This is a genomic window from Acinetobacter sp. YH16052 (assembly GCF_013417155.1).
Lineage (GTDB): Bacteria > Pseudomonadota > Gammaproteobacteria > Pseudomonadales > Moraxellaceae > Acinetobacter.
This window is the reverse complement of the sequence record NZ_VPEO01000118.1, coordinates 1-1,944: the sequence shown is the minus strand read 5'-3', so window position 1 is coordinate 1,944 and position 1,944 is coordinate 1. Positions and strand designations below refer to the sequence as shown.

At 37.9% G+C, this 1,944-nt stretch carries 4 protein-coding genes; 3 read left to right on the top strand and 1 reads right to left on the bottom strand.

The window, feature by feature from the left end:
* Positions 1 to 277: MobA/MobL family protein (locus FTV42_RS16535; RefSeq protein ID WP_180039223.1), on the bottom strand; the 277-nt coding region annotated here is incomplete at its 3' end.
* A gap of 209 nt (positions 278 to 486) precedes the next feature.
* Here FTV42_RS16535 and FTV42_RS16530 point away from each other — a divergent pair.
* The 3 genes from FTV42_RS16530 to FTV42_RS16520 form a co-directional block, all read left to right on the top strand.
* A complete protein-coding gene (locus FTV42_RS16530) occupies positions 487 to 762 on the top strand; it encodes a hypothetical protein (protein ID WP_004919011.1) in 276 nt (91 codons plus the stop codon).
* Between the two features lie 3 nt (positions 763 to 765).
* On the top strand, positions 766 to 1,554 hold the full coding sequence (locus tag FTV42_RS16525) for an ANT(3'')-II family aminoglycoside nucleotidyltransferase (protein ID WP_005071978.1): 789 nt from the start codon (positions 766 to 768) through the stop codon (positions 1,552 to 1,554).
* Between the two features lie 21 nt (positions 1,555 to 1,575).
* Positions 1,576 to 1,944: type IV secretion system protein (locus FTV42_RS16520; protein ID WP_257223481.1), on the top strand; the 369-nt coding region annotated here is incomplete at its 3' end.

Genomic DNA, 1,944 nt, shown 5'->3' with positions numbered 1-1,944 from the left:
GAAATGCAACTTCAAATTCTCTTGATAATTGAGAGTTTTTTCTAGTTTCAATGGTTTCGACCGTATTCCAAAGCGTTTCCCGATCTAATAATTCTTTTTTGGTGTTTTCAGGCGCATAGATATTTTTAAATTCTATGCCTGTTTTCTTCGTGTAATCCTGCTCTTTTCCATAGCGTTCATCTTTCAATTTTTCCCCTGATCTATATGCAGCACACGCAACAGCACTTCGACCATCTGATCGACTAATATTTTTTACTGAAAAGTGAAAAATAGCCACGATGTAAAGTCCCATTGACAAGTGTTTTTAAAAAAAAATTGAAAATTTTTTTTCGGGGTTAAGGGGTGTCCCCTTACGCACTCCAAACTTTAGTTTGGGAAAGTGCGCCCTTCGGGAAAACCCACAACAATCATATAGCAACTTGAAAGCAATGTTCAAGTGCGCTTATGATTTAGGGGGATTTCCTCTATTTGAAAGGTATGTTAAAGATGAAAATTGAGTCATTGGAACAACAAATTTCTAAGCAACAAGAGCGGTTAAAACAGTTAAAAGCTCAAAAACAAGCTGCTGTAGCTCGTGAACGTTCTAAGCAAAAAGAGTTAGAACGAAAGAATGATACAAGACGTAAGATTTTAATCGGCTCTTGTATGTTAAAAATCGTCGAAAATGACACTGTTGCTCATGAAAAGTTAATGGCTCAACTCGATAAATACTTAACCGAAAATCGAGATAGAGAATTATTTAATCTTCCATTAAAGGAGTGAGTGATGCCTGATTTAATTCAGTTAGAATATCTACAAGAAAAATTACAGCAGCTTTTAGCGGAATCATTATTTGCAATTTATCTTTATGGTTCAGCTGTTGACGGTGGTTTAGGGCCAGAAAGTGATCTTGATGTACTGGTCGTGGTCACTCAACCATTAACTTCTGCTTTACGTGAGCAGCTTGCACAAGAATTACTAAAAATTTCACAGCCTGTTGGGGAATTACAAAGGCCATTAGAAGTTACTATTTTATTAAAAGATGAGATTCAGTCTGGAATTTATCCTTTAAGTTATGAAATGCAATTTGGTGAATGGCTGCGTGAAGAGCTTAAAGAAGGTGGAATATTGAGCTCACAGAAAGACCCAGATATTAGTATATTGCTTAGAAAAGCGAGATCTCATCATACAGTTTTATTTGGGCCAGCTTTAAACCAATGGGCACCTGAAATTTCTGATCAAGAACTATGGCAAGCAATGTCTGACACTTATCCCGAAATTGTAGCGCATTGGGATGAGGATGCAGATGAAAGAAACCAGATTTTAGCTTTATGCCGGATCTATTTTAGTTTAGTGATGAAGGATATTGCTTCAAAAGACAATGCTGCACGATGGGTTATGTCTCAGCTTTCTGATGAGCAGAAATTCGTATTGCAGCGACTTATACAGGAATATAGAGGGGAAATCGGCAAACAAAATTGGCAAGAGGAGCATTATGCTTTGCAGCCTATTGTCAATTTTTTGAGTTCAAAAATTGAAGAGCAGTTTGAGCAGAAAAGAAATCTGATCACATAATAATTTTTTGATTCTGGCTTTATGTCATGGCTTTTGATGAACTCAGCAACGTTCGCTGAAGCGATTGTAAATAGCTTCAGGCAGGCTGCATCTACCGCCAGTGGCTACAGTCTGCTTACACCCTCAGATTTTTTTGTGAACGGCTGGAAGATCGTCCAAGAGATTTTAAACTCGGTAAGTGCTTGGTCGCCTATTGATTCATTGGGGATGCTGATTGCTTCAATCATTATCATGATTGCATTTGCCTTGATTTGTGCGTTCTTGGTTTTGGCGTTGGTTGAAATGTATATCGTGGTGTCAGCTAGTGTCTTAATGATGGGGTTTGCAGGTTCGCAATGGACGAAAGACTATGCCTTGAAAACTATTCAATATGCTGTTTCAGTCGGTGCA